23 protein-coding genes and 7 pseudogenes are annotated in these 25028 nt (G+C 69.4%); 16 read left to right on the forward strand and 14 right to left on the reverse strand.

Annotated elements, in window-relative coordinates; translation table 11 throughout:
- Window positions 1-514: 514 nt before the first annotated feature.
- Window positions 515-2947: a SpoIIE family protein phosphatase gene (locus tag ACQF4J_RS05880; protein ID WP_427164880.1), complete on the forward strand. Its 2433-nt coding sequence runs from the start codon at window positions 515-517 to the stop codon at window positions 2945-2947.
- Window positions 2948-3034: 87 nt separating this feature from the next.
- Window positions 3035-3292: pseudogene (locus ACQF4J_RS05885) on the forward strand (DUF5302 domain-containing protein).
- On the opposite strand, the pseudogene ACQF4J_RS05890 reads toward ACQF4J_RS05885, so the two are convergent.
- Window positions 3248-3679: pseudogene (locus ACQF4J_RS05890) on the reverse strand (transposase); the annotation flags it as partial. The pseudogenes ACQF4J_RS05885 and ACQF4J_RS05890 overlap by 45 nt on opposite strands.
- Window positions 3680-3726: 47 nt before the next feature.
- On the opposite strand from ACQF4J_RS05890, the gene ACQF4J_RS05895 reads away from it, so the two are divergent.
- Window positions 3727-5811 (forward strand): ISAzo13 family transposase, encoded by a 2085-nt coding sequence (locus ACQF4J_RS05895; RefSeq protein ID WP_427164882.1) that lies wholly within the window; start codon window positions 3727-3729, stop codon window positions 5809-5811.
- 15 nt (window positions 5812-5826) lie between these two features.
- Here the strand turns inward: ACQF4J_RS05895 and ACQF4J_RS05900 are convergent.
- Window positions 5827-6015 (reverse strand): annotated as a pseudogene (locus ACQF4J_RS05900) (transposase); the annotation flags it as partial.
- A 212-nt stretch (window positions 6016-6227) separates the two neighbouring features.
- Here ACQF4J_RS05900 and ACQF4J_RS05905 point away from each other — a divergent pair.
- The 3 genes and pseudogenes from ACQF4J_RS05905 to ACQF4J_RS05915 all read left to right on the forward strand — a co-directional run.
- Complete coding sequence (locus tag ACQF4J_RS05905; protein WP_427164884.1) at window positions 6228-8165, forward strand: diguanylate cyclase domain-containing protein; 1938 nt, start codon at window positions 6228-6230, stop codon at window positions 8163-8165.
- Between the two features lie 111 nt (window positions 8166-8276).
- On the forward strand, window positions 8277-8708 hold the full coding sequence (locus ACQF4J_RS05910; RefSeq protein ID WP_351804412.1) for a Uma2 family endonuclease: 432 nt from the start codon (window positions 8277-8279) through the stop codon (window positions 8706-8708).
- Window positions 8709-9045: 337 nt separating this feature from the next.
- Window positions 9046-9295 (forward strand): annotated as a pseudogene (locus tag ACQF4J_RS05915) (ATP-binding protein); the annotation flags it as partial.
- A 128-nt stretch (window positions 9296-9423) separates the two neighbouring features.
- Here the strand turns inward: ACQF4J_RS05915 and ACQF4J_RS05920 are convergent.
- A complete protein-coding gene (locus tag ACQF4J_RS05920; protein WP_351574990.1) occupies window positions 9424-9792 on the reverse strand; it encodes a VOC family protein in 369 nt (122 codons plus the stop codon).
- Window positions 9793-9855: 63 nt separating this feature from the next.
- Between ACQF4J_RS05920 and ACQF4J_RS05925 the strand changes: the two genes are divergently transcribed.
- Both ACQF4J_RS05925 and ACQF4J_RS05930 read left to right on the forward strand, forming a co-directional pair.
- Window positions 9856-10314, forward strand: coding sequence for a MarR family winged helix-turn-helix transcriptional regulator (locus ACQF4J_RS05925; protein ID WP_427164887.1), 459 nt, complete (start codon window positions 9856-9858; stop codon window positions 10312-10314).
- Between the two features lie 212 nt (window positions 10315-10526).
- Window positions 10527-10736, forward strand: a pseudogene (locus ACQF4J_RS05930) (alcohol dehydrogenase catalytic domain-containing protein); the annotation flags it as partial.
- 30 nt (window positions 10737-10766) lie between these two features.
- On the opposite strand, the gene ACQF4J_RS05935 reads toward ACQF4J_RS05930, so the two are convergent.
- A complete protein-coding gene (locus ACQF4J_RS05935; RefSeq protein ID WP_351574996.1) occupies window positions 10767-11126 on the reverse strand; it encodes a DoxX family protein in 360 nt (119 codons plus the stop codon).
- Window positions 11127-11287: 161 nt separating this feature from the next.
- On the reverse strand, window positions 11288-11782 hold the full coding sequence (locus ACQF4J_RS05940) for a cupin domain-containing protein (RefSeq protein ID WP_351804408.1): 495 nt from the start codon (window positions 11780-11782) through the stop codon (window positions 11288-11290).
- A gap of 81 nt (window positions 11783-11863) precedes the next feature.
- Here ACQF4J_RS05940 and ACQF4J_RS05945 point away from each other — a divergent pair, with 81 nt between their 5' ends.
- Both ACQF4J_RS05945 and ACQF4J_RS05950 read left to right on the forward strand, forming a co-directional pair.
- A complete protein-coding gene (locus tag ACQF4J_RS05945; RefSeq protein WP_351804406.1) occupies window positions 11864-12715 on the forward strand; it encodes a LysR family transcriptional regulator in 852 nt (283 codons plus the stop codon).
- A gap of 302 nt (window positions 12716-13017) precedes the next feature.
- Window positions 13018-14442: pseudogene (locus tag ACQF4J_RS05950) on the forward strand (ISL3 family transposase); the annotation flags it as partial.
- Here ACQF4J_RS05950 and ACQF4J_RS05955 read toward each other — a convergent pair.
- A complete protein-coding gene (locus ACQF4J_RS05955; protein ID WP_427164890.1) occupies window positions 14329-14586 on the reverse strand; it encodes a hypothetical protein in 258 nt (85 codons plus the stop codon). The pseudogene ACQF4J_RS05950 and the gene ACQF4J_RS05955 sit on opposite strands and share 114 nt — an antisense overlap.
- Window positions 14587-14653: 67 nt before the next feature.
- Between ACQF4J_RS05955 and ACQF4J_RS05960 the strand changes: the two are divergent.
- A pseudogene (locus tag ACQF4J_RS05960) lies at window positions 14654-15067 on the forward strand (pentapeptide repeat-containing protein); the annotation flags it as partial.
- A gap of 82 nt (window positions 15068-15149) precedes the next feature.
- Here the strand turns inward: ACQF4J_RS05960 and ACQF4J_RS05965 are convergent.
- The 8 genes from ACQF4J_RS05965 to ACQF4J_RS06000 form a co-directional block, all read right to left on the reverse strand.
- Window positions 15150-15359, reverse strand: a complete 210-nt coding sequence (locus ACQF4J_RS05965) for a hypothetical protein (protein ID WP_427164892.1) — start codon at window positions 15357-15359, stop codon at window positions 15150-15152.
- 269 nt (window positions 15360-15628) lie between these two features.
- On the reverse strand, window positions 15629-16303 hold the full coding sequence (locus tag ACQF4J_RS05970) for a GntR family transcriptional regulator (protein WP_351575010.1): 675 nt from the start codon (window positions 16301-16303) through the stop codon (window positions 15629-15631).
- An 85-nt stretch (window positions 16304-16388) separates the two neighbouring features.
- A complete protein-coding gene (locus ACQF4J_RS05975) occupies window positions 16389-17060 on the reverse strand; it encodes an RraA family protein (RefSeq protein ID WP_340384459.1) in 672 nt (223 codons plus the stop codon).
- A gap of 10 nt (window positions 17061-17070) precedes the next feature.
- Window positions 17071-17760 carry an RraA family protein gene (locus tag ACQF4J_RS05980; protein WP_351575013.1) on the reverse strand — a complete coding sequence of 230 codons (690 nt, stop codon included), beginning with the start codon at window positions 17758-17760 and terminating at the stop codon, window positions 17071-17073.
- Window positions 17757-18740 carry a hypothetical protein gene (locus ACQF4J_RS05985; RefSeq protein ID WP_351575016.1) on the reverse strand — a complete coding sequence of 328 codons (984 nt, stop codon included), beginning with the start codon at window positions 18738-18740 and terminating at the stop codon, window positions 17757-17759. Before ACQF4J_RS05985 ends, ACQF4J_RS05980 begins: the two co-directional genes overlap by 4 nt.
- Complete coding sequence (locus ACQF4J_RS05990; protein WP_427164896.1) at window positions 18740-19723, reverse strand: amidohydrolase family protein; 984 nt, start codon at window positions 19721-19723, stop codon at window positions 18740-18742. The genes ACQF4J_RS05985 and ACQF4J_RS05990 overlap by 1 nt, the downstream gene beginning before the upstream one ends.
- Window positions 19720-20136: a RidA family protein gene (locus tag ACQF4J_RS05995; protein WP_351575022.1), complete on the reverse strand. Its 417-nt coding sequence runs from the start codon at window positions 20134-20136 to the stop codon at window positions 19720-19722. The genes ACQF4J_RS05990 and ACQF4J_RS05995 overlap by 4 nt, the downstream gene beginning before the upstream one ends.
- A 20-nt stretch (window positions 20137-20156) precedes the next feature.
- On the reverse strand, window positions 20157-20777 hold the full coding sequence (locus tag ACQF4J_RS06000) for an RraA family protein (protein ID WP_351575025.1): 621 nt from the start codon (window positions 20775-20777) through the stop codon (window positions 20157-20159).
- Between the two features lie 168 nt (window positions 20778-20945).
- On the opposite strand from ACQF4J_RS06000, the gene ACQF4J_RS06005 reads away from it, so the two are divergent.
- From ACQF4J_RS06005 to ACQF4J_RS06025, 5 genes are all read left to right on the forward strand, one after another.
- Window positions 20946-22730: an FAD-dependent monooxygenase gene (locus ACQF4J_RS06005; RefSeq protein ID WP_427164899.1), complete on the forward strand. Its 1785-nt coding sequence runs from the start codon at window positions 20946-20948 to the stop codon at window positions 22728-22730.
- A 42-nt stretch (window positions 22731-22772) separates the two neighbouring features.
- Window positions 22773-23111, forward strand: a complete 339-nt coding sequence (locus ACQF4J_RS06010; protein ID WP_427164901.1) for an AMP-binding enzyme — start codon at window positions 22773-22775, stop codon at window positions 23109-23111.
- Between the two features lie 2 nt (window positions 23112-23113).
- Entirely contained in the window at window positions 23114-23980 is an 867-nt protein-coding gene (locus ACQF4J_RS06015) for an alpha/beta fold hydrolase (protein WP_427164903.1), read from the forward strand.
- 159 nt (window positions 23981-24139) lie between these two features.
- Window positions 24140-24436, forward strand: coding sequence for a family 1 glycosylhydrolase (locus ACQF4J_RS06020; RefSeq protein WP_427164905.1), 297 nt, complete (start codon window positions 24140-24142; stop codon window positions 24434-24436).
- A gap of 31 nt (window positions 24437-24467) precedes the next feature.
- A complete protein-coding gene (locus ACQF4J_RS06025) occupies window positions 24468-25028 on the forward strand; it encodes a CAT RNA binding domain-containing protein (protein ID WP_351575037.1) in 561 nt (186 codons plus the stop codon).

Below are 25028 nucleotides of genomic sequence, written 5' to 3' on the forward strand. Positions count from 1 at the left end.
GCGGCCGCCCCGTCCCCTCCCCTAGCCCTGCGCCCGCTCTCCAGCGGCCGCAGCACCGTTCCCGCGGCTCGGCCCCCGCCCTCCAAAGAGACGCCGCCCATACGGGGACATGCGGCAGGACAGCCAGCCCCGCGCGCCTGCATCTCCCGGAGCAGCAGCACCGGGACACAGCGGCCGCCTCACCCCGCGCAGCTGGCATCCGAAGTGGCCCGAACACGTCCCGTCCCTCCCCGCCACGCAGCCCCACACGAGCCGGACAGCCCTGCGGCCACCACCTGCAGCCCTCCAACCCGTCACACCCTGTATTTCCACAGCCATCGCCCCGCTCGGCCCGGTTCGGAGCTGAGCTCTGCCTTCCGGCGACCCCAGACCGAGAGCGGACGTAAGGACGGCATCGGGTTGGCGGGGCGGCTCTCATGGGATGCTGGATGCAGTGCCGGTGGTCGGTGACGCTGCACCGAGCCGCGGCGCCATTCGTGCTGCGGCGCGAGAGGAACGATGCCGGACACCGCCCATGGACCAGGAACCCCACACGAGCGCGCCAGCGAGGGACTCGGGGACGCCCGAGGACTTCGCCGTCGTCATCGACGCCCGCGGAGCCGTCATGGCCTGGAGCGCCGGTGCGAGCAGACTGCTCGGGTACGAGGCCGATGAGGTCGTCGGCCGTCCCGCCGCCTCCTTGCTCGCCGCGAAGCTGCCTTTCGCGATGCGCCGCCGCGTGGCCGCGGGGGAAGCGTGGACGAGCGATCTGGCGCTGCGCAAACGCGACGGAGACCGCGTCAAGGTGCAGCTGCGGGGCCTGCCGCTGGCGGCCTCCGACGCCGGGACCCCTTGGGTCGTCGCCCCGGCGGCGATGACGTACCCCGCCGCACCGGCCGACGCGGAGACGGCCGAACTGTGGGACCTCACCCTCGCCCAGCTGCCCCTGCCCGTAGCCGTTTACGACCGAGAGGCCCGGTTCGTGGCCTGCAACCAGGTGATGAGCCGTGCCATGGGGCTCACGCAGGACGAGATGAGGGGCCTGACCCTGTGGGAGATCTACCCCGCCCCGCCCCTGGACGAGATCGACCGCCTCCAGCGCCAGGTCGTGCTCACCGGCGAGCAGATCTTCCGCGAGGAGCAGCCGTTCCGGGCCTCCGGCGAAGTCCGCGATCACGCCTGGTCGGTGTATCTGTCCCCGCTCAAGGACCGGGCCAGCGAGGTGCTCGGAGTGTCGGCCGTGGTGATCGACATCACCGAGCAGTACTGGGCCCGGCGCCGTTTGGCGGTGCTGAACGAGGCCGGCGCCCGCATCGGCAGCACCCTGGACGTGACCCGGACGGCGGAGGAGCTGACCGAGGTGGCGGTGGACGGGTTCGCCGACTTCGTCACCGTCGACCTGCTGGAGTCGGTCGTCCAGGGCCACGAGCCGCAGCCGATACCGCCCGGCGCACCGGTGCAGTGCCGGCGGACCGCGCAGCGGTCGGTGCTCTCCGGCTGCCCAGAATCCGCGGTCCGGGCGGGCGACATCGACGTCTACCCTCCCGGTACACCACCGGCACAGGCCCTCATCACCGGCCAGGGCGCCTACTACCCTGCGAGCGACCCGAAGCTGCGCGAGTGGACGACGGCCTCCCCGGCCCGTGCCGAAAGCATGCGCCGGTTCAGAATGCACTCGGTGATGATGGTGCCGCTGTGCGCGCGGGGCATCACCTTGGGCGTGATGCACCTCCTGCGGCACCGCACGGCGGAGACGTTCGGCGAGGACGATCTGGTGCTCGCCGAGGAGATCGCCGCCCGGGCGGCGGTGAGCATCGACAACGCCCGCCGCTATACCCGCGAACGCCGCACCGCGCTCGCCCTCCAGCGCAGTCTCCTGCCCGCGCGACTCCCCCGGGCGCAGGCCATGGACCTCGCCTACCGGTACATCCCCGCAGGTTCGGGGGAGGAGATCGGCGGCGACTGGTTCGACATCATCGCGCTGTCCGGAGGCCGGGTCGCGCTCGTGGTCGGGGACGTGGTGGGCCACGGCGTGCACGCCTCCGCGACGATGGGCCGCCTGCGCACCGCGGTACGGACCCTCGCGGACGCCGACTTCACGCCCGACGAGCTGCTCACCCGGCTGGACGACCTGGTCATCCGCCTCGACCGGGAGGAAGGCCCCGACGCGCGACGCGACACCGACGGGGCCTCCGGAGAGGTCGGTGCCACCTGCCTCTACGCCGTCTACGACCCCGTCGCCAGCGTCTGCGACCTGGCCCGCGCCGGACACCCGCCGCCCATCCTGGTCACAGCCGACGGCACCGTACAGCTCCTGGACCTGCCCGCCGGGCCACCCCTCGGCCTGGGCGGACTGCCCTTCGAGGCCACCCGGATCGACATGCGTGAGGGAAGCGTCCTCGCCTTCTACACCGACGGCCTGATCGAGACCCCCGGCCGCGACATCGACGTGGGACTGGAGCTGCTGACCGAGGCCCTACGCCGCCCGGCCTCCGACCTGGAGGAAGCCTGCGACGAGGTAATGCGCAAGGTACGGCCCGACCCGCCGACCGACGACATCGTCCTGCTGCTGGCCCGCACCTCCGGTCTCGGCGCGGACCGGGTGCGCACCTGGCAGCTGCCCGCCGACCCTGCCGCCGTGGCCGGCGCCCGCCGCATGGCGAGCGAACAGCTGACCGCCTGGGGCCTGGCCGAACTCGACTTCTCCACCGAGCTGATCGTCAGCGAACTGGTCACCAACGCCATCCGCTACGGCAGCGAGCCCATCGAGCTACGGCTGATCCGAGCCGACGTACTGATCTGCGAAGTCTCCGACTCCAGCAGCACCGCCCCGCACCTGCGACGGGCCCGCGTCTTCGACGAGGGCGGACGCGGACTGCTGCTCGTGGCCCAGGTCGCCGAGCGCTGGGGCAGTCGCCACACGTCCACCGGCAAGACCATCTGGGCCGAACAACCGCTGCCCGACTGAGCCTCCGGGAGACATGGCGTTGACGCCGCACGCGCCTCCCGGCATGACAAGCTGTGCTCGCAACAGCCCGAACCCCGGGAGGACACGATGACCGCAGAGTCCGCAGCCCAATAAGGTTCGGAGCCGGCTGGCGCGGGGACATCCGCTCTCGTTCCCGACAGCGACGGCCACGACGACATCAAGCGCAAGTTCCGCGAGGCTCTCGCACGCAAGTGCGGCGCGCAGGCGGACTCCGCCGAACGCCGGTCACGTCCGCGGGAGTGGTGTATCGACGGCCACTCGGTGATCTCTTCTTTGAGGCTATGCGGTGAGTTCGGCGGGCAGACCGGTGCCGTCGGTTTCTGACTCACTCGGGTGGAGGCGGGCCTCGGCGAGCAGGTCGAGTCCCATGTAGCGGCGGCTTCTGTCCACTCGTCGTTCTGCTCGGCCAGGACCGCGCCGACGAGGCGGATCAGGGCGGTGCGGTCGGGGAAGATACCGACCGTTGTACGACCAGATCTGCCGCCAGATCTCACGCGGGAACGCGGTGAACGCCAGCAGTTCGTGTTGGGCGGAGTCCAAGTGGGCTGCCACCTTGGGGAACTTGGCCTCCAGAGCGTCCAGTACATGTCGCATCTGGGCCTGGATGGCGTCGGCATCGGGCTGTTCGAAGACCGTCCGCAGCAGTGTGGCCACCCATGGCTGGGCGGACTTCGGAACCTGGCTCAGCAAATTCCGGGCGTAATGAAGCCGTCAAGAATCAACCTGTTGCTTCGCGGTCAGCGGCTCGTTGGCCTGGTATGGCGATCACGGAGGAGTTGCTGTCCCAACTCGACCACCGTTTCGCGGTGTTGCTACCGCATCTGAACGAGCGTCAGCGGCGTCTGATGTTGGCGCAGGAGGCGCGACTGCTCGGACACGGTGGGGTACGGGCCGTGGCGCGGCTGGCCGGAGTGAGCGAGACCACGGTCCGCAGCGGTGTGTTCGAGCTGGAAGCCGGTGAGGATCCACTGCGGGACGGCTGTGTCCGGCGCCCCGGGGGTGGCCGCAAGTTGGCCGAGGAACAGGATCCTTGCCTGGTTCCGGCGTTGCTGAAGCTGGTGGAGCCGGACGAACGGGGCGATCCGATGTCACCGCTGCGCTGGACCACCAAGTCCCTGCGCAACCTCGCCGAGGAGCTGACCAGGCAGGGGCACCCGATCTCCGCCCCGACGGTCGGCCGGCTGCTGAGAGAGCAGGGTTTCAGTCTGCAGACCAGCGCCAAGACGCTGGAGGGCAAGCAACACCCCGACCGGGACGCACAGTTCCATTACATCAACGAACAGGTCAAGGAGCACCAGTCCGGCGGTCAGCCGGTGATCAGCATCGACGCCAAGAAGAAGGAGCAGATAGGACAGCTGCCGAACCCCGGGCAGCAATGGCGCCCCGCAGGCGATCCCGTGCAGGTCGAGGACCACAGCTTCTACTTCATCGGCCCCGACGTCGAGGTGGCGATACCCTTCGGCATCTACGATCTGGCCCACGACAGCGGCTGGGTGAACGTCGGCACCGATCACGACACCTCGGTGTTCGCCGTCGAGTCGATCCGCCGCTGGTGGCAGGCCCGTGGCCGGGTGGACCACCCGGATGCCGACAGGTTGCTGATCACCGCGGACTGCGGAGGGTCCAACAGCTACCGCTACCGGTTGTGGAAGGCCGAACTCGCCGCGTTCGCCGCCCAGACGGGTCTCACGGTGAGCGTCTGCCACTTTCCGCCGGGCACTTCGAAATGGAACAAAATCGAGCACCGGCTGTTCTCCCACATCTCCATGAACTGGCGTGGCAGGCCCCTGACCAGCCACGAAGTCGTGGTCAACAGCATCGCGGCGACCCGCACCCGCACCGGCCTGAGCGTTCACGCCGAGTTGGACACCGGGTCCTACCCGGTGGGAATCTCCGTCAGCCGAGAGCACCTGCGCTCACTGCCGATCACACACCATGACCGGCACGGATCCTGGAACTACACGATCGCCTCGGTCAACACCACCGGCGACTGCGCGATCAACACCAGCGATCGCGACCACACCAGGTCGCAGGTCCTGGCGATGCTCGCCGACCCGCGTCTGAGCGGCATGACCCCACCTGAACTGGACGCGCTGTGCGCCCAGTTGGCTCCCGCGCAGGCCGCCCAGGCCGAACAGCGCAAGTTCCACCAGCGCGGCGGCCGACGCCTGCAGGCCCCCGGAGCACACGGCAAACCCCTGCTCTCGAACGCCGACCGCATCCTGATCACCGTGATCTACCTGCGCCGCGTCTGCTCCCAGAAGGTCCTGGTCGACCTGCTCGCCATCAACCCGGTCACCATCGGCAAGGCAATCGGCGAGACGCGCACACTCATGGACGCCCAGAAGATCACCGTCTCGCAGACCGCGCACTACTTCTCCTCCGCCCAGGAACTGCACGACTGGGCGCAGGACGGCGCGACCACCAGCCGAATGGATCTCTCCCAGACTCTGTCCCACCCCGCCCTCACCGGCATGCCCCGCCCGGACTTCCAGGCGCTGATCGAACGGATCACCGTGCCCTACCAGGCCTCACTCGAACGACGCCGGCACCACCAGCGCGGCGGTGATCGGCGTCCGGGAAGCCGTGGCGGCGTCTTCCGCCAAAAGATCACTGACGCGGACCGGATCCTGGCGACGGTCCTCTCGCAGCGAGATCTATGCAACCAGCAGACCCTGGCCGACTTGTTCGGTGTCAGCCGCGGCACCATCCGCAACGCCATCGAGGACGTCCGTCCCCTCCTCGAACAAGACCCGTACGTCCCGAGGCCCGCCGAACGACGCTTCGCCACAGCCGCCGACGTACTCGCATCCGTCACAGAAGACAGCGAAACACCATGTTGAATCCTTACGGCTTCAATGCGTGCGGCATCGCTGCCACGAGGCGCCGGGCAGGACCGCGCCGATCGCGTTCACCAGGCCGATGTGAGCGTCGGAGATGACCAGCTGGACGCCAGACAGGCCGCGGGCGATCAGCGAGCGTAGGAAGGCGAGCCAGCCAGCCCCGTCCTCGGCGGTAGCGACATCGAGGCCGAGGATCTCGCGGTGCAACTACTAACGATCAACTTGGCGCAGGACACCAGTTACCCGTATCCGGGCATCGTCATGCTCAACGGGCGGAGCTCTCGCTACTTCAGGTGAAACTTCTCAAGCCGCCTATGCGGCACACGAAAAGATCGTCCTACTCTCGTAACTGCCCGGGAAGTTCCGGACGTCGTGGGGCTCTGCTCCTCCGGGTTCGATCATCATCAGGGGTTTGCATGATCCAGGCGTCGGCCGGTCGTGACCGGACTGGCCGCACTGCTCGCACCGGCTGGCCGCGTGTCACGAAAGCCGGCAAGGCACTGTCTGAAGGCGCGGTGGTGGCCGTCGCCGTCGTAGCGGGCACGGTGGTGGCTGTCGTCGTGCCGACAGGCATCGCAGTGCCGGCGGCGCACGGGGCAGCCGCGGCCTCTCTCCTCGTTCGTGCCCGGACCGTCGGGGGACGAGTCCGGCTTCGCCTCGCGCTGTCCGCCATCTCGGTGGCCGCAGGCGGCCTGCACTATGTCCTCGTAGATGAGATGGGTGCGTCGAGCCCCGCTGTGGGCGTCTTCCCACCCATCGTCCGGGTGCTGGCATGCGTCGGGATCGCCGCATGCCTGGGGGGCGCTGTCGCCGCGCTGGTGATGGCGGCGACGGAGGACGGTACGACCCTGACCCGGCTACGGCGGCTGCTGGACGGCTGGCTGATCGCGGGGTCCCTGTTCACGGTGGGCTGGATCCTGCTGCTGCATCGCGCCGACCGGGGCGATGACGCATCGGCTTCATTCCTCGGCCTCGCCCGTGTGGTGGCGGACATCCTCGTGTTCGGGCTGCTGGTCGCCTTGCGGTTCTGCCTGCCGCACGCCCAGCGCACGGCGACCACCGTGGCCGTCCTGGCGCTCGTTGCTCTGGCCGCGGGTGACGTGCTTCGCATCCTGCCGCCAGAGCCGGGCTCATGGGACGGGATCCCCCTCAGCGCGGCAAGTTCGGCGGTCGGGCTGCTCCTCGTCGCCGTGGCGCCGTGGCTGCCCGGCGGGGTGAGCGTCGTGGGGTTCGGCCAGCGGATGATGCCCGTCATCGGTGTGGTGGCGGCGTTCGTGCCCGTGGTCTTTTGTGCGCTGGCCATCGCGGCCCACACCATCGCCGGCGGACCGACCGATACGGTGATGTCGGCATTGGCGGTTTCAGTGCTTCTCGCGCTCGGCGTCCGCCAGGGCGTCATCCACGCCGACCACCTCAGGATCACGCACGAGACCGCGGAGCGCGAGGATCGCTACCGAACGCTGGTCGACCGCACCTCCGACGTGATCACGATCGTCTCCCTGGACGAGCGTGTGCTCTACGTCAGCCCGGCCGCACGCTGGGTCTACGGCTACCCACCCGAGGACCTTGAGGGCGCTCGCCTGCCCCTATACACCCACCCGGACGACCGCGAGAAACTGATGCAAGCCGTCCAGACACTGCGGCAGGACGCCGAATCGGACATCCGCGGGCCGGGCCGCCGGGTGTCATGCCGGGTGCAGGCCGCCGACGGAAGCTGGCGCCACGTCGAATCGACGATCAACCACCACCCCGACGGACTGATCTTCATCAGTCGCGATGTCAGCGAGCGGGTTGCCCAGCAGGTGCAGCTGGAGCGCCTGGCCTACCACGACGCATTGACCGGCCTGCCCAACCGGGCTCTGTTCGCCGACAGGGTCGCCCATGCGCTGCGGAAGCGGATCACGGATGAAGCCCCGCCCGTGGTGCTCTTCATGGACCTGGACGGCTTCAAAGCGGTCAATGACTCGGCGGGGCACGCAGCCGGGGACACGGTCCTGAGGCATGCCGCGCGTCGGCTCCAGTCATCCGTACGGGCGGGGGACACGGTGGCCCGCCTCGGCGGCGACGAGTTCGCGGCCCTCCTCGAGTGGGAGGCGGGAGCACATCCCTCGAATGCTCAGGAGGTCGCCCAGCGGATCCTGACCGCGCTGACGCAGCCGTACCCGATCGGCACCATGAAGGCAGAGGTGTCGGCCTCCATCGGCATGGCCGTGGCCGTACCGGGCATCACACCGGACCAGCTGCTGCACCAGGCCGACCTGGCCATGTACGCGGCCAAAGCCGCCGGCAAGGGCCGCATCCGCCTGCACCACGCACAGCCCCCGCACGCTCACAGCGGCACACCGAACGGCTGACGAGACTCCGCTGCATGCGGATCGTGCTGCGGCCGGGGCGGTACCTCTAGGAACCGCTCAGCAGGGGAGCGATTAGCGCAGAGCGAAGAGCATTCCAGCACCATCAGGTCGATGCAGATCGACTCACTCGCTCTCGGTCGTCACGCGAAGGTCACCTCCGATGTCTACATCGACTTCCCCGCGGACGAGAACTCCGCTCCCGACCTGGCCATCCTGCGCGAGGACGCACGCAAAGAGGGCAAGCGCTACAGCTTCGAGGACATCCTGCTGATCTCCGAGGTCGTCTCCACCTCCTCCGCACGCAAGGACTACGACGACTGCACCGCCAAATACGGGCGCTACGGCATCCCGATCTACCTGGTCGTGGCCCCCTACGCAGGGAAAGTCGTCCTGCACACCGAGCCCACCGCGAACGGCTACAGCACGGCACTCAAGCGCGCATACGGCACGGGCAGACTCCCCATCCCCCTGGCCGACGGCCGCACCTTCACCCTCGACCTCGACGAACTCCCCCGGCCCGAGCCGGAAACCGACGCTCACTGAGAAGACCCTGCCCAGGCCAGGTCGAACAGGAAAGTCAGGACCGCTTCGACTCCCCGAGGCTGAGGTGGTGCAGGTGCACACGGTAGGCGGCGCAGTTGCAGGCGGCGAGTTGGCACCGCCTTGGACCTCGACGATTCATATTCGACCTGACGCGCCAAGCTGATCAGCTTGCCAGTCTGGGATACCGGTCCTGAGGCGGCAGACGTTTGTATGAACCGTCATGCCCGCTTGATCAGCATTGGCTCCCCCGTAGCTGTCAGGCGCTCTGGCACAGCGGCGGCAGGAGTCCATCGCCCGGCCAGAAGGGCCACTCGGCCATAAGGCCGGTGAGGAACATATCGACGAACTTGGCTACCTCGAACTCGACCGCCGCGGAGCCGAGACGCTATTGCAGATTGTGACCGAGCGGGAGGAGAAGAACAGCGTGGTCATCGCCTCGAACGATTCGCTCGGAGGCTGGACCAAGACGTTCACCGACCCCAGACTCCGCGCGGCCATCGTCGACCGGCTCACCTTCAACGCCACCCAAAGCCGGCACCGAGTCCTACCGGCTCGCCCGCACGAGGGCCAAGCAGCAGAACCGCGCACGCAGTCATGGCGAGCGAGCACGGGACGAGCCCGGGGAAGCAAGGTCACAACCTGTGGCCGGGAGTCGCACCGTCACGCACGAGCCCAGGGCACAACCGCTGATGGTCGTCCGGCGGCGTTGGGGCGATCAAGCGCGGTCGTGCAGCGTGACCTGGTAGCCGTCGGGGTCGGCGAAGGTGAAGGTCCGGCCGAAGGGGCCGTCGATCGGTGCAGAGACGATGGTGTGACCGTCTGCGACGAGCGCGTCGTGGATGGCCTGGACGTCGGTGGCGTGGAGCCAGATCGCGACACCGGCGCCGGGCTGAGCGAGGGATGCGAGGTCGGTGCCGGCAATGACGTCACGGAGTGCGAACGCGATCGGCTTCGTCTCGAGGACGACGGCGTGCGCAGGTCCGGCCGGCGAGCGGACGAGGCCCAGGTACCGCTCGTAGAACGCCTGTGAAGCGTCGAGGTCGCGCACTTGGAGCGAGATGAAGTCGGGGCCGGTGGCGGGCATGATGACGCTCCTTAGCTTCGTGTCAGTTTTCTGACACGCATCAACCTATGTCAGAATACTGACATGAGTCAAGAAGGTGTCGGCGTCGACCTGGAGACGTCACTGGGCTACCTGCTCAAAGAAGCGTCGAGCGCCCTGCGCGCGGCCATGGAGGAAGTACTGCGGCCGCTCGGGATGAGCGTGACGCACTACTCCTGCCTCGAGCTGCTGGCGCAACGACCCGGCTTGTCGAACTCCGAGCTTGCGCGGGGTGCGTTCGTGACCCGGCAGACGATGAACGTGCTGCTCCAGGCCCTGGAACGAGACGGCTACGTGACCAGGCCCGCTGAGGCAGCCGTCGGGAAAGTGCTTCCCGCGCGGCTCACGCCTCGCGGCCAGCGAAGCCTCGAGAAGGCGAGCGCAGCCGTCCGGTCCGTCGAGGCCCGAATGCTGGCCGGCCTGACCGAGACCGAGCAGTCAGGCGCGTTCCGGATCCTGCAGAGCATGATCCATTCCCTGCGCGGTGAGAACGAGGGTGCATAGCCCGCCTCCTCGGCGCACGTCTCCTCAGGCTCGCACTCGTCTCGATGGAGGTGAGGACGCTGGAGAGCAGTACGTCGTCGGGGCTGAGTCCGAGCAGGGTGTAGGACCAGCCCTTGTGTTCCTCCCAGTTCAGCCGTATCCCGCCGTGGCCGTGGGTGCGGCTGGCGTCCCACTGCAGGAGCATGTAGCCGGTCAGCCCCCACCGCAGACTCCTGGACAGCAGGAAGTTCGCCGTGGAAGAAGTCCCCGTCCCCGTACCCGGCCCGGGCGAAGTCCTCATCGAAGTCAAGGCCGCCGGCGTCTGCCTCTCGGACGTGCACCTGCTCGACGGCTCCCTGGTCCCGCTGTTCGCCACCTCCGACACGGTCACCGTCGGCCACGAGGTCTCCGGCATGATCCACACCCTCGGCCCCGACCTCAAGCGCCGGGCCAAGGTCTTACTGCCTGTCCCCTCACCGCGCGGTGGCCAGCCAGATGGTCACGGCCGCAGTGGCGGTGAGTCCGACGTTGAGTGCGATCCGGCGGTCTTCGCCGGTCAGGTGGACGGCGATCGCACCGATCTGCAGCAGGACGAAACCGATGGCCGCGGCCGGCGCCAGCGAGGGTGCGATGCCGGTCAGCGGCGGCAGGACCAAGCCGATCGCGCCGAGTATTTCGACCGCTCCCAGCGCCCTGAGGGCGGGCAAGGGTACGCGGTCGACCCAAGCCATCATCGGTCGGAGTTGATCGCGGCTGCGGCTCACCTTGAGCGTGCCGGAGTAGGAGTAGAAGAGGGCAAGCAGTCCCGCGACGATCCAATAGGCGATGTTCATAGTTCCCGTTCATGGGCCACCGGTTCGCGGGGCCCGTCGATTGACGATTTGCCAGGGAGCCCTGACAGGGCCCGGCTGCCGCCCGGGGGGGACCCGGACACTGGAATGCGGGAGCGCCACGGCCGCCGGGCCAGGCGGCCGGCCGTGCCGTCCCGTCGGCTTCAGATGAGGTCGGTGGCGGGCTCGGTCGCGTAGCGGCTCATCGCGTCGATATTGGCCTGTGGCGTCAGTGGCTGGCCGTCGGCGAGCACCTCCTGGAGGTCTCGGAAGTACTGCACGTACAGGTCGGGGGTGAATGTGCTGAGCATGACGGCGGGCTGGTCGGACAGGTTGGCGAAGGTGTGCGGCGTACCGGGCGGAACCATCACGAGCGTGCCCGCGGTGGCGTCGTAGTCGTCGTCCCCGACGGTGAACCGCACGGTGCCGGAGAGGATGTAGAAGCCCTCGTCGTGTCGGGCGTGGCGGTGCTGCGGCGGTCCCTGGGTGTGCGGGGCGAGGACGGACTCGGCGATCGCGAGGCGGTGCCCGGTGTGGCTGCCGTCCTCCAGAACGCGCATGTGCGTGGCGCCCAGAACGATCGTCTCACCGTCGCCGGGACCCACCACCGATACGGCGGGGTCGGCCTGCGGCTCGCTGGTCTTCGCTTCTTCGGTCATGCTCACGAGTGCACCGCCGACGTCCTGCCAGTGTCCAAGACCCATTCCGCAGCGCCGATACCTCATGGGTATCGTTGCAGCGTGGAACTACGGACCTTGCGCTACTTCGTGGCGGTCGCCGAGGAACTCCACTTCGGCCGGGCCGCCACCCGACTGCACATGAGCCAGCCGCCGCTGAGCCGGGCGATCAAGCAGTTGGAGGCCGATGTCGGAGCCTTGCTGCTCGCCCGCTCGTCTACCGGCGTCACGCTCACGCCGGTGGGCATGGTGCTGCTCGACGAGGCGCGGGCCCTGCTCGACCATGCCGACCGCGTCCGTGTACGCGTCAGCGCGGCGGCCGGCGCCGCGACCATCACCGTCGGTATCCTGGGCGACGGCACCGACCCGGGAGTGTCGAGGCTGGCCGCCGCCTACCGCCGAAACCACCCCGGCATCGACATCCGCATCCGCGACACCGACCTGACCGACCCAACGTGCGGGCTGCGCACCGGACTGGTGGACGTCGCCCTCACCCGGGCGCCATTCGACGAGACAGCCCTGATGGTGCGTGCGCTGCGAACCGACCCGGTCGGTGTGGTCCTGCGCGCCGACGATCCGCTGGCCCACCGCGAACGGCTGCAGCTGGCCGAGCTGAGCGACCGCCGCTGGTTCCAGTTCCCCCAGGGCACCGACCCCGTCTGGCAGTCGTACTGGAACGGCGGCAGGCCGCGCGAGGGACCAGTGGTGCGCGCCGTCCAGGAATGCCTGCAGGCCGTGTTGTGGACCGGCACGGTCGGCCTGGCCCCGCTCGGACACGACCTGCCCGCGGAGTTGGCCGTGGTACCCCTGATCGACATGGCGCCGAGCCGAGTGGTGGCGGTGTGGAACGAAGGTGACACCAACCCGTTGATCCGGTCCTTCATCGAGATCGCGACAGCCGCGTACCGCCACTGAGCACCGGCAACCGGTGCTGCCGCAGCTCGTGAACAATTCGAACGCTGCGGCCCTCGGGACCGCCTCCCGAAGCGGCGAACATCTGCTGCCCCTTCTCGGGCTCTGGTCCACTTCGTGTGGTCGCGTACGCAGCGTGACGGTCGATCTCCTCGTGAGGCTGGCTGAGATAGCCCGAAAATCGCCCGGCCGGTGTGCGGTGTGGCCGACAGTGCTGCGCCGTGAACGAAGTACAACCGGAACTCGATGAGTTGCTGTTCTCCTCGCTGGAGAACGTGTTGGTGGAGTCGGTCGAGGCAACCGACATGGTCGTCCGGATCGAGGCCCTGAGCACTGCTCGGCAGGCGACCTGCCCTGGCTGCGGGTACTTGTCGGGGCGAATACACGGCTCCTATCTGCGGTTTCCTCACGATCTACCGACGGCGGGCAAGTCCGTCGTAGTGGCATTGAGGGTGCGCCGGTTCGTCTGCGCGGAGGGCTCCTGTTCGCGCAAGACTTTCGCCGAGCAGGTGCCGGGGCTCACCCGCCGGTTCGGCCGGCGGACGGAACGGCTGCGATCGACGCTCATCTCGGTCGGCCTCGCGCTCACGGGCCGGGCCGGGGCTCGCATGACGGACGTCTTCGGGGCTCCGGTCAGCCGGAATACCCTGCTGAGGCTGATCGCCTCGCTGCCCGATCCTCCGGTCCCGGTGCCCCGCGTGGTCGGCGTGGACGAGTACGCCCAGCGCAAGGGCCGCATCTACGGAACTGTGCTCGTCGACGTCGAGACACGTCGCCCGATCGATGTCCTGCCGGACCGAGAGGCGGACACGCTGGCGGCCTGGCTCGCCAAGCGGCCCGGCATCGAGATCGTCTGCCGGGACCGAGCCCCCTTCTTCGCCGAGGGCGCGACCCGTGGCGCCCCACAAGCCATACAGACCGCGGACCGGTGGCACCTCTGGCACAACCTGGGCGAAGCCGCCGAGAAGTGCGTCTACCGACACCGCTGTTGCCTGCACCCCGCACCAGCACCGCCTGATGAACCACCAGAGCAGGCGGAGGCAGAGTCGGCCGCGTCATCGCCCTGGCCGACGGGCCACCGGTTCGCCGAACGCACCCGAGCAAAGCACGCCACCATCCACGCACTCTTGGAGGCCGGCCACAGCAAGCGGTCCGTCGCCCGGCAGCTCGGCATGACCCTCAACACGATCCTGCGCTTCTCCCGGGCCGCCACACCGGAGGAGCTGTTCACCGGCCAGTGGCAAAGCCGCGCGACCAAGCTCGACGCCTACAAGCCCTACCTCGACCTGCGCTGGCAGGAAGGCTGCACCAACGCCTGGAAGCTGTGGGAGGAGATCAGAGAGCAGGGCTACCCGGACGGCTACGGCAACGTCCGCAACCACGTGAGCAGGACTCTGCGCGGCAAACCCCAGCCGGTCGGCCCCCGGCCGCCATCGGCCCGCGCCGTGACCCGCTGGCTCCTGACCCACCCGGACGCCCTGGTCGAGAGCCACCGGATCCAGCTCAAGGCCGTGCTGGCCAACTGCCCCGAGCTGGACGTCCTCGCCAAGCACGTGCGGGCCTTCGCCCACATGGTCACCGACCTGCAAGGCGACCAACTGCCAGAGTGGATCGAATCAGCCAGAGCTGCTACCGGCCTGCCCAGTCTCAGCCGGTTCGCCCACCACCTCGAACGCGACCTTGACGCCGTCGTCGCTGGACTCTCCCAACCGTGGAACTCCGGTGTCGTCGAGGGCCATGTCAACCGAATCAAGATGCTCAAGCGCCAGATGTTCGGTCGCGCAGGCCGCGCCGTCCGGGACGGGCGGCTGCTGGACCGGGGCCTGGCGCGAGCGCGCACCACGAAGCCCATGTCCACATTGCTGAGTCAGCACGCCGCAACGCCCGGCTCCTTGTTCGAATGCTGTGCGATTTGCCGCTATGGTGGATACCTGCAGCGTGCGGGTCGAGCGCGGGTTGCTGCACGGCTACTGGCTCCTGTCCGGCCACGGCCTGCGCGCCTCGCGTGCCCTGGGCTGACTGGCCGTGGCCATGTTCGCCACCATCGTGTTGCTCATGGGCTTCGGCCTTGCGCAGGACAGTCCGAAGCAGCAGGCCACGGGGATCGTGCCGGCCGGCGGGGGGAAGGTCACCTTCACCATCGACCAAAACGACCCGCACAACCCGACCGGGCCGCGGTTCACCGGCGAGCGGTTCGACAAGGCCCTCAACACCACCCTCAACAGCGTGGTGTTCCGCTCCTCCGGCCAGGACCTGACCACCGCCGGCACCTACATCGAGATGGCCTCCCGCCTGACCGACCCCATCCTGCTCGGCCTGGCCGTCCTCGCCGTCCGCAACCGCGTCAAGCGCTGACCCCAACGCGGGCGCCGGCACGGCCGGTGCCCACCCCGACTACCAGGGCACCGGCCACGGCGAGGGCTGGCTTGATGCCGGTTCAGCCGTTGTCGTCGAAGCGGGCCACATCGTCCGTGGCCACGTCGGGCCGTAGGCGGTGCAGGCGTACGGGGTGCCGCCACCGGCCGAAGGCGACGCGGGCCACGTCGACGGCGACCTCCACGACCAGCTCCGGGCGGACCAGGACGGCGTCGAGCGGCTCGCGCGTGTGCCATCCGGCCGAGAAGAGAGTTGCAGTATTCGCCCGCAAGGTGGCTGCTACGTATGGTGCACGACATCTGCCGTGTGCTGACTCTGGGCCCGGCCCTCGTATCCGCGTCAGCCGCGTTGCCGGCGGGTGGGCCGCGACGGCGCCGAGCTCGTGTGCCGGGAGGTCCGCGAACGTATCCCCGAAGTCACCGATGGGGTGCGGGCACCGTCGAGTACGAGGATCTTCTGCTGCTGCGCCATGTACGGCGTCCTTCCGTTGCGTAGGCCGCGGAACGCCGTCGCCCCGGGGGGACCGAAGAGTCCGCTGCTTCACGTACTGCGGTGCGTCATGCCCGCCTCGGCTCCGATGCCGGTGGCATCACGGTGGTCGCGCATGCTCTTGAGGAGGCGGGCGCGGCTGCGGGCGGCCAGCGCCTTGATGATGCGCTCGTGCTGTGCGACGGTCTGCCGTCGCCGCTCGCGGGTCGCGTAGTTGATCGCGATGAACGCGTCGAGCATCAGCCAGAGCCGCCGTACCTCGTCGAGCAGGAGGTTGAGCGGAGAGAGGCCGAAGATACGCAGGTGGAAGTCATGGTTGATGGGCACCATGTCGGCCCACTCGGGCTCATCGACGAGTCGTGCCATCTCTTCGTTGAGCGAGCGCAGTTCGTTGAGGAACTCCTCGGTCGGCCAGACGATGGTGCGGGCCAGTTCCTCTTCCAGCAGGGCGAGCATCAGACCGATCTGGGCCAGTTCTTCAGGGGAGCGTTTGGTGACGAAGTACCCCTGGTGGCGACGGTGCGTCAGCAAACCCTCGCTCGTGAGGATGCCAAGTGCCTCTCGCACCGGAACCCGGCTGATGCGGAGCTGCTCCGCGATCTCCTCTTGTCGGATCTGTTCGCCGGGCAGGAGCCGCCCTTGCAGGATCTGGTTCCGGAGTTCGCGCACGGTCCGCTCCGCGCCGGCTCCTTCCTTGACAAGAGCGCGCCGATCGGAGCCAGCCACACCATCACTCCCTAGGTTGAATCCAATCTTGCAGGCAGTATAAGGACCACCTCTCCGGCCGACCGGCGCGTCTCGGGTCCGCCCGTCAGTCGTCCGAGCCGACCCGGGTCTGGAGCGTGTGGTAACCGGCCTTGGCGCGTGCGTCCGCAAGGCTCATGCCTTGTTCGACGTCGGCCCGGATGCGGTCCTCGGCGTCCCGGATCTCCTCGGCTGCAGCGATGACCTCGTCGGCTCGGGACGCCGGAATGGCCACGATGCCGTCGGCGTCGCCGAGGAGAAGGTCGCCCGGTTCCACGCGGACACCACCCACGGTGACCGGCACTTGGTAGCCGTCGACCTGGACGCGGTCCTTGCCGGTGCGCATCCAGCGGCCCCGGCTGTAGACGGGGTAGCCGAGTTCGAGGGCACGGTCGGAGTCCCGGCACACACCGTCGATGACGGTGCCGCCGATGCCGCGCCGCGCGGCGGTCGCGGTCAACAGGTCGCCCCAGACGGTGGCGTCCAGGCGTCCGGCGTTATCGAGTACGACGACCGAGCCCGGGGCGAGGTCGTCGATGTAGTCGCCGACGCTGCCCGGCTCGGTGCCGACCGGGCCGTAGCGGACCGTGAACGCGGGTCCGGCCAGGCGGAAGCCTCGGTCGAGCGGCATGATGCCCAGGCACTGCCCGGCGATGCCGAGGCGGTCCATGGCATCGCTGACATGACTGGTGTCGAGGTCCTTCAGGGCCTTCACCGTGCTGTTCGCGATATCCGTCATTGGGGGCTCCTCACCTGTCCAGCATGGTTTCGTAGTCGGTGGACATGACGTCGGCCATCGCGTGCCCGGCCCGTATCCGCTCGACCATCGCGCGTTCCTTCGCCGCGATCGCCTCGGCCGTGGCGAGCACCTCTTCGGCGCGCGTGTCGGGTACGAAAACGACTCCGCTGGCGTCCGCGATCACCAGATCGCCGGGGGCGACCGGGACACTGGCGATGTGGACGGGCACGTTCCAGGCGCGTTCGACGACCCGGCCGCGGGCGGTGACCGGCACTCCGGTCGTCGCGTAGAGGGGCAGGCCGAGCTCGCGGGCCTCGTCCACGTCCCGGCAGGCGCCGTGGACGACGACGCCCTCGACGCCGTTGCGCCGAGCGCCCGTGGAGAGGACGCCTCCCCAGCCGGCGGCGTGGGTCCGGCCGCCGTGGGCCACCACGATGACGTCGCCGGGGCCCGCAGCGTCCACGGCCGCCGTGCCGAGGTGGCGGCCGGAACCCGCCACCTCGGCGCTCGGCTCGGCCAGTTCCACGGTGACCGCACGGCCCGCGATGCGGCGTGGCGCGGCCAGCGCGGTCAGGCCCAGGACGGCCCCGGCCAGACCGAGGCTGTCCAGTGCGTCGGAGACCGCGCAGGCGTCCAGCCGGGCCAGCCGGGCGACTGCCTCGTCCCTCTCACGCCGCTCCCTCTGCGGGTCGGCGCTCATGCCCACAGCCCGAAGGCCAGGCCGATTCCGGTGCCACCGGGGGTGCGGTAGGCGGGCTGGTAGTCGACCCACTTGGTGTCCAGGTGGGCGCCCGCGCCGGCCGCGGTGATCCAGTTGCGGATCTCGGAGGTTCCGGAGTCCAGGCGGTGGGCGGGCAGGCCGCGCAGGGTGGCGGAGTCGTGGTCGCTCATGGCGTCGAGGAGGGCACGGTCCAGCTCGGTGTCCACCACGAAGTGGCTGAGCCCTCCGGAGGCCACCACACCGACCCGGGCGTTGCCGGGAGCGGCCTCGACGGCCTTGCGCAGCGCCACGCCGAGGTCGTAACACCGCGCGGGCGTCGGCTGGTTGGGCTTGAAGTAGGTGTTGAGGAGGATGGGCACGGCCGGGACCGTGTGTCCCTTGAGGAGGCGTCCGGTGACCCAGGCGAAGGCGTGTCCGAAGCCGCTGTCCGGTGCGGTGGAGTTGCTGGAGGAGACGTCGAAGCCCTGGTCGACGAGGCTCTCGATGATGTGCCGGCCCAGCTCGGCGTCGCACGGGTAGCTCTCCCCGTCCATCCCGAGCAGCCGTTGCACCTCCACCATCTCGGGACCCAGGCCCACCTCGATGGCGTGGTGGGTGGTCATCTCCGTACCGTGGTAGACGGCGATGGACGGCAGGTTCTGGTGGGAGAACAGCTCGTCCTGGTCGTCGCCGACGACGAGGACCGCGTCCAGGTCGAGGGCGATCAGGTCCTCGGCGAGCCGGGCGATGTCCGCCTGCGCCTGCTGGAACTTGCGGTCCCAGACCTCCGGCTTCAGCTCGGCCAGGTAGCGGTCCCCGGCCCGCTCGGCGAGTTCGTCGTAGGGGCGGACGACGCCGTCGGTGTCGTACAACTCCGGGTTGGACCTGTCGTGTTCGGCGCGCAGCTTCCACATCTTCTGCGGTTCCATGGCGAGTACGGGGCTGTGCGAGGTGCCCGCCACGGCGACGATGTCGGCCATCACCGCTCCTGGAGGTCGTCGAGCCGGGTGTAGACGCGGCGGGCGTTGCCCTCGTAGAGGGCCCGGCGGTCGTCGTCGGACAGGGACGGGAGCTTGTCGAGCACCGGCTTGAGGTCCTCCAGGCTGCCGCCGCTGCCGGGGCGTTCGGTGCCGAACAGGACGCGGTCCGCGCCGACCACGGCGAAGAGCAGCTCCAGGGCCTCCGGGGTGTAGAGGCAGGTGTCGAACCAGAACCGCTTGAGTGTCTCGGCGAAGGTCTCGCGGTCGCCGGACTTGGCGGTGATGAGTCCGCGGTCGTGGGCGATCCAGCGGCCCAGCTGGTAGGGGACCGAGCCGCCGCCGTGCGGGACGACGATCTTCAGGTCGGGGAAGTCGCGGAACACCCCGGCGCGGATCATGCTGTTGATCGCCAGGCTCTCCTCGGTGATGAAGTGCTCGCTGTAGCTCTCGCGGCCGTAGCAGGCGGCGGGGTGCAGCAGGGCCGGCACATCGCGTGCGACGAGCCGCTCATAGAGCGGGTACCAGTACTCGTCCCCCATCACCGGCGTGGTTCCGGCGCCCTCGCTGGGGTCGGGGTTGAGCAGCACCCCCACGAAGCCGCGCTCCAGGTTGCGGTCGATCTCGTCGAAGAGAGTGTTGACCGGTTCGCCCGCGACCTGCGGCAGGGCTGCGATGCCGCGCAGCCGGTCGGCGAAGGCTGCGGCCTGGACGGCGACGGCGTCGTTGTTCGCCTCGATCCACCAGTGCACGATCTTCGCCGGGCGGGCGGAGTGCTTGAGCACGTAGGGGCGCGGCGAGGTGAGCTGCACATCGGTGCCGACCTCGTCCATCAGGGTGATCTGATGCCGGGCGGAGGCGATGAGCTGCTCGTCGGTGGCCTTGGACGGGATCCGCCCGTGGTAGGTGCCGGCCGCCTCCAGCTGGGTCCACAGACCGTAGAAGGAGTCGGGCGCCACCAGGTGGGCGTGGCTGTCGATGATCACGGCTGCTCCTGGGGGGAGGGGGTGGGCAGTACGGCGGTGAACTCGCACTGGATCAGCAGGGAGGGCGGCAGGGCGCAGGGCACGGTGTGCCGTACCGGGCGGTCCTCGGCGTCCGGGAACATCGCCGACCACTCGGCGTTCAGGGGTTCGCGTGGCTGGCCCTCGGCGAGGAACACCGTGACCTTGGCGATGTCACCGGTCCCGGCACCGGCGGCGGCCAGGATGCGGCGGATGTTGGCGAAGACACCGGCGGTCTGCGCCTCCAGGGTCTCGGGGACCTTCCCGGTGTCGGGGTCCATGCCGTGCACGGCACTGGAGACCAGCAGGTCGCCGACCACGACGGCGAGCGGGAACGGAGCCCCGCCATGGTGCACTCCGGGTATCTCGATCGGTCGTCTACGGGGATCGGGCATCGGTGATCGCTCCTTCGGGGTCACTGCCAGCCATAGAGGTCGAGGGTCCGTTCGCCCGCGCGGATACGGCGCATCAGTGCGGCCTCCTTGGCATCACGCTCGGCGCCTGCCTTGAGCACGGCCTCGGCGTCAGCCCGCGGGATCACCACGACCCCGTCCGCGTCGCCGACCACCAGGTCCCCGCGCTCGATGAACACCTCGCCGATACGCACCCGTTCGCCCAGCGAACCGGCGGCGTCGAAGTCCTTGCCGGTGCCGCGGATGCACAGGCCGGTGGCGAAGACCGGCAGACCGAGGTCGGCGAGGGCGTCCCGGTCGCGGACCCCGCCGCTGATGACCAGGCCGGCCAGGCCGCGGGCGAGGGCGGCGGTGCTGAGGATCTCGCCCCAGTAGCCGAACTCCGTTCCGCCGCCCACGTCCACGGCGAGCACGTCGCCGGGCTCGGCCGCGTACACGGCGCGGTGGATCCACAGGTTGTCGCCGGGCGGCGAGGCGACAGGGAAGGCCGGTCCCGCGAGGCGGGCACCGGCGAAGGCGGGGCCGATGACCGATGGCAGCGCCCCCCTCCGGCCTGCCGCCTCGTGCAGAGTCGCCGAGGATGCCGAGGCCAGGGCCTCGGCAGGGGTGTCCCACTGGGTCACGGTGTGCCGTCCCTTCGTTGGTCGGCGGGATGGGGCCCACCGTAGATGGATGCAAGATTGAATGCAATCACCCACTCAAAGAAACCTCTTTGACGCCACTATTGCATTCAATCTTGGCTAGACCTACGGTCGAGCGGACCAGCCCGCTGTTGGCAAGGGAGCCAATCGATGAGCAGTCATCCCCACCGTGCGCCCGACGTCCTGATCGTCGGCGGCGGCCCGGCCGGACTCTCCGCGGCCGTCCTGCTCGGCCTGAGAGGCGTCGACGTCCTCCTGGTCGAGCGGCATCCGGCCGCCTCGCGGCTGCCCCGAGCGCATCTGCTCAACCAGCGCAGCATGGAGATCTTCACCGACATGGGCGTGGCCGACGCCGTCTACGACCTCTCCCCGCCTCAGGACCGCTGGCACAAGGTGGCCTGGCACACCACACTCGCCGGGGACGCGGTGCCCTTCGGACAGGTGGTCGGCGAGCTGCCCGCCTGGGGCGGCGGCCCGGACGCCGCGCGCTACGCCGCCGCCAGCCCCGCCCGCTACGCCAACGTGCCGCAGCTGCGCCTCGACCCGCTGCTGCGGACCCGGGCGGAGGAGGTGTGCGGAGCCGACAGCATCCGCTTCCACCACGAGCTGACGGCCCTTTCCGAGGACGGCTCCGGCCGGGGCGCGGTGGCGACCGTCCGGAACCGGGACAGCGGCGACACGTACGAGGTACGCGCCCGTTACGTCATCGCGGCCGACGGCGGACGGCTGTGCGCCGACCTGCTCGGCATCGAGATGGACGGCCCGACGGGGCTGCTCGACATGGTCACCCTGCACGCGACCATGGACCTGTCCAAGTGGATCTCCGACGACGAGGTCCTGCTCCGCTACTTCCTCGCACCCGAGGGGCGCGGCTCCTTCTCGGGCGTCCTGTGCGCGATGGGCCCCGACCGCTGGGGCGGCGACTCCACCGAGTGGGCCGCGCACGTCGGCTACCGCACCGACGATCCGGAACGCAACGACCTGACCGCCGTCCTCGACCGGGTCCGCCGGGTGCTCGGCCTGCCCGGCCTGGAGATCGAGGTGCACGCGGTCAGCCACTGGGAGTTCGAGGGCGTGGTGGCCCGGCGCCAGCGGCAGGGGCCGTTCTTCCTGGCCGGCAACGCGGCCCACCGACACCCGCCGACCGGCGGTCTCGGCCTGAACACGGCGGTCCAGGACATGCAGAACCTGGTCTGGAAACTCGACGCCGTCCTGTCCGGAAAGGCAGGCGACGCCCTCCTCGACACCTACGAGACCGAGCGCCGCCCGGTGGGCGAGTTCAACGTCCGGCACTGTCTCAACAACGCCGGCGGACACGCCCGTATCGCCGCCGCGCTCGGTCTGCGGGCAGACCAGAGCGAGACGGAGGGCTGGGACGCGGTCACCGAATGGTTCGCCGACACCCCGACGGGAGAGGCCAAGCGCGCCGCCGTCGCCGAGGCCGTCGCGAGCAACGCCGACGACTACAGCCAGCTCGGGGTGGAACTCGGCTACCACTACGAAACCGGCGCCCTGGTCCCCGACGGCACACCAGCCCCGAAGCTACGGGATCCCCTGCGCGACTACGTACCGACCACCCGCCCGGGCCACCCCCTCCCCCACGCGTGGCTCGACCACGGCGCATCCCGTGAGTCGGTGCACCAGCTGATCGCACCGCGCGGCCTGACCCTGCTGGTGGACGCCGAACACGCCCCCCGCTGGACCGCCGCCGCGCTCATGGCCGCCGCCACCGGAGCGACCGTGCGGGTCCGTGCCGTCGGCCCCGGCGCCGAGTGGACCGACCCCGAGGGGGAATGGGCCGCCGTCCGTGGTGTCGGCAGCGGCGGCGCCCTGCTGGTCCGCCCGGACCGACACATCGCCTGGCGTGCCCCCGACTGGACCGAGGACCGCCCCGCGGAACTCCGCCGGGCCGTTTCCTCCGTACTCGGCCTCTGACCCACCGCGTCGCGACAACCGCAGCAGCCCACGAGGAGCGGCATGTTCAACGACGAACTCCGCCGGCGGAAGAGCACGTCAGAAGCGCCTCACTCGGCGACCTGCTGCGCCGCTCGGCCGCCCGCGTACCCGACCGGACCGCGCTCGCAGTGGATCGAGGCGGTCACCGCCGTCGTCCTGCGCGACGGAGCGCCTGCCACCGCCGAAGAGCTCATCGCCCACTGCCGTGAAAGCCTCTCCGACTTCAGGTCGCCCAAACACATCGAGTTCGCCGGGCAGTTGCCCAAGAACGCCAGCGGCAAATTGCTCAAGCGTGAACTGCGCACCCGGGTGCGGGCCCCCTGGATGGCCCCCGCCGCGACCGACGAAACAAAGGAGTGATCATGTCCGCCGATTCAACGCCCGTGCTGTTCCTGCACGGCTTCTGGCATGGTTCCTGGTGCTGGAGCGAGGTGGCAACCCGGGTGGCCGGCACCGGCCGAACCGCGGTGGCCGTGGACATGGCAGGCCACGGGCTCCGGGCCCGTCGGCCGAGGTGTCTCACCGAACGCCCCTTCCCGCCCGAGTCGCTGGCCACGGAAGTGTCGCCGGTGGCGGACGTGGATCTCGATCAGGCCGGCGATCTGCTGCTGTCGCAGATAAAGGAGGTCGGCCGCGGCGGCCCGGTCACCGTGGTCGCGCACAGCATGGGCGGCACCGTCCTGACCCGGGTCGCGCAGATCGCACCCGACCTGGTGGCGCACGCGGTGTATGTGGCCGCGTTCATGCCGGGCTCCGGTATCCCGGCGGTCGCCTATGTGCAGCTGCCGGAGAACGCGGGAGAACTGGTGGGGCCTTCCCTGCGGGCCGACCCGGCCGTGGTCGGCGCGCTCCGGCTCGACCTCGCCTCCGACGACCCGGCCTACCGCGCTCAGCTGCGCGAGATGCTCTACGGAGATGTCACCGAGGCCGTCGCCGACGCCGCCCTCGCGCTGATGACACCCGACGCCCCGGCCGCCATCCCACTCGGCACCACCACGCTGACCCCGGACGGCTGGGGCTCGGTGCCCCGCACCTACATCACCTGCTCCAAGGACATGGCGCTCCGGCCGGCCCTCCAGCGGAAGTTCATCAGCGACGCGGACGCATTCCCCGGTAATCCGACCTCGGTGGTGGAACTGGACGCCTCCCACTCCCCCTTCCTGTCCATGCCCCGGCAGGTCGCGGACGTCGTCGGGCAACTCGGCAGACGTACCAGCTCCATGTGCTGACATGCCATGCCGTAGACCACCATCAGCAGAGGAGCAGACCTGCGCATCGGAATACAGCCGGACGGATCCACCTTCCCGCAGCCGGCCCCGCACATAGCGAAGTACGAGAAGGCCGGAGTCGAATGCGTTTCTGTCCTCGAGGCATACACCTTCGACGCGGTGAGCCAGTTCCGGGCCCACTTCGCGCAGATGATCCAGGCCGTCGACGAAGGCGTGGACCTGATGGGATACACCAGCTGGGCGCCGATCAACCTGATCAGCTCGTCCACCTCGCAGATGTCGAAGCGCTACGGGTTCATCCACGTCGACCAGGACGACGAGGCAACGGCAGCCTCAACCGCTACCGCAAGGACTCCTTCGACTGGTACCGCAAGGTCATCGCCACGAACGGAACCGACCCGGCCTGAACCGGACCCATCCCCGCCCGGCCCGTTCCGGCCGTTCCGGTGCGGGTAGGGCCGTCCCACCCGCTTTCACCCCGTTGAGGATGCAGACAGTGCCGTCTCGCCAGACCATCAAGAAGGTACTCAACTCCACCGTCGTGCTCGTGGAGCACGACGCCGGGGTGGAGCGGGTGCTGCTCGGCAAGGGCATCGGCTTCGGGCACAAACCGGGGACACGGTGGCCCCGAACGCACCCGCCCGGGTCTTCGTCCCCGTGCCGGACGACGACCGCCAGCACCTCACCGAGCGCATGGCCGCGCTACCGCCCGGCTACATCGAGCTCACCCCCGAGAACGTCGCGCTGGCCGAAGAGAACGGACTCGACCTCGACCCGCACATCTACCTGGCCCTCACCGGACCACCTCCACTTCGCGGCCGAACGGACCAGACAGGGACTGCGGGTCGCCAACCCCTTCACATGGGAGATGCGCACGCCCTACCCCGGACAATGGACGATCGGGGTGCGCGGTGCCGAACTGCTGCGGGAGCGACTGGGGGTGGAGCTGCCCGAGGACGAGGCGGCCAACGTCGCGTTCCACCTGGTCAATGCGGATACAGGGACCGAGCATGCCGACCCGATGCGGGGACTCTGTCGGGAATCTTGA

Origin of the sequence: Streptomyces sp. C1-1 (assembly GCF_050214755.1) — a bacterium.
GTDB lineage: Bacteria > Actinomycetota > Actinomycetes > Streptomycetales > Streptomycetaceae > Streptomyces.